Raw genomic sequence first — 1,800 nt, forward strand, 5'->3', positions numbered from 1 at the left:
CAATAGGCAATTACGCTTATTGGGTAGAGCCTCTTTATATAACATAAAAAATAGCTAAATCTAAAATTTTTAATTACTTGGTGATTTTTGAAAAGTCTTTTCAAAATGAAAAGTACTTATTTTGTAGATTTCATAGCAAAAACGGTTTCTTTGAGATATTTTTTTAAATCATCAGCTATTTCCGGATTTCGTAATCCAAATTTGATATTAGTTTCCAACCAACTTAATTTATTACCGGTATCATATCGTTCACCCTTAAACTCATGAGCAAATACTCTTTGAGTTTGATTAAGAATGTCGATGGCTGTGGTAAGCTGAATTTCACCACTTGAATCTGGTTGAGTTTCTGATAGAGCTGTAAAAATTTGTGGTGTTAGTACATATCGTCCGATAATTGCCAGATCACTCGGAGCAGTCTGAGGATCCGGCTTTTCTACAAAACGCTTCACGTTATATAAACCTGGAGTAACTTGTTTAGCGGGATCAATAATACCATATTTTGACACATCTTGGCGAGGGACTCGTTTAACTGCCAATGTTGCGGCCCCGGTTTTGGTAAAACTATTGATTAATTGTTTGGTTAATGGAGTTTTATCTCGTGTGACATCATCACCTAATAACACAGCAAAGGGGTCATTTCCAACAAAACTTCTGGCAGTATAAATGGCATCGCCTAATCCATGTGGATGAGGCTGACGAGTAAAATAAATATTCATATTATTGGTCTTGCAAATCAACTTAAGTAAATCATTTTTACCACGTTTAGCTAGATTAGCCTCCAATTCAGGATTAGCATCGAAATGATTTTCAATTGACCATTTTCCCTTGCCAATGACAATTAAAACATCCTTAATTCCCGACTGCTTAGCTTCGCTAACGATATATTGAATAGTTGGAGTATCAACAATTGGCAACATTTCTTTAGGTAAGGCTTTTGTTTCAGGAAGAAAACGGGTACCTAAGCCGGCAGCAGGGATAATAGCTTTCGTTATTTTTGACATTGCTTTAGCCTCTTATTATTTATAATATGATGAACCATTAAAGTAATATTAATCAACAAAAATTATATCACTAATAAGAGCAAAAAAATATAAATACTTTGTTATGAATGCTAAGGGGAAATAAATTTACCTACGGGTTATTTATCAATTAACTTTGATAGATAATAACCAACTACAAATCCTAAAGTATTAGTAAGCACGTCATTTATATCTACCCAACGATGTGTTATTGCCAAATTGTCTGTTATAAATTGAATAAATTCGATAGTGAATCCAATAAGGATTCCAGTTGTAATCACATGAGAAATTTTGAATTTGGGAGAGAATAAAATATAGGTAAGTATTCCTAAGGGACAAGTCATAATGATGTTTAGCCAGAATCCTAATTGATCTAATTCTTGAAAGGGAATGTAAGCAACTGGTGCCTTACCAATCATCATAAAGCTAATAGCTTGATTTGACGGTGGCAATTTAATAGGTAAGGTTGGGCTAAAACATAAAAAACAAATTGATAAGGCTGAAATTCCTAATAATACCCAGGCAAATAATTTTGAAATATGGTTAATAATTCATCATCTACTTTCATTATTAATTGAATTAAAAATATTGCGATAATTTATAAATTCTTCCTTAAATACATATTTTTGAAAACTAAATTTCAATTATAAGCATTTTTATCAAAACTATCACAAAAAAGTAGCAATAACGGAACTTTAACAAATCTTTTACCACATTTAATGTTTAGCAGATAAGTAAGCAAGGAATGCATGTCAACGCCGATGTGAAAATGTCGTTTTTT

2 protein-coding genes are annotated in these 1,800 nt (G+C 32.1%); both read right to left on the reverse strand.

Going from position 1 to position 1,800, the window contains the following annotated elements:
• Window positions 1-116 precede the first annotated feature (116 nt).
• Window positions 117-1,001, reverse strand: coding sequence for a UTP--glucose-1-phosphate uridylyltransferase GalU (galU, locus tag FD47_RS14285; RefSeq protein WP_054736707.1), 885 nt, complete (start codon window positions 999-1,001; stop codon window positions 117-119).
• A 137-nt stretch (window positions 1,002-1,138) separates the two neighbouring features.
• On the reverse strand, window positions 1,139-1,570 hold the full coding sequence (locus FD47_RS16225; protein WP_082402692.1) for a VanZ family protein: 432 nt from the start codon (window positions 1,568-1,570) through the stop codon (window positions 1,139-1,141).
• Window positions 1,571-1,800 lie beyond the last annotated feature (230 nt).

The organism is Lentilactobacillus parafarraginis DSM 18390 = JCM 14109 (genome assembly GCF_001435895.1).
In the GTDB taxonomy this organism is placed as follows: Bacteria; Bacillota; Bacilli; order Lactobacillales; family Lactobacillaceae; genus Lentilactobacillus; species Lentilactobacillus parafarraginis.

Bases quoted from the DNA above. Each gene is read 5' to 3' on its own strand.
- galU (WP_054736707.1), bottom strand. From the start codon at position 1,001: ATGTCAAAAATAACGAAAGCTATTATCCCTGCTGCCGGCTTAGGTACC.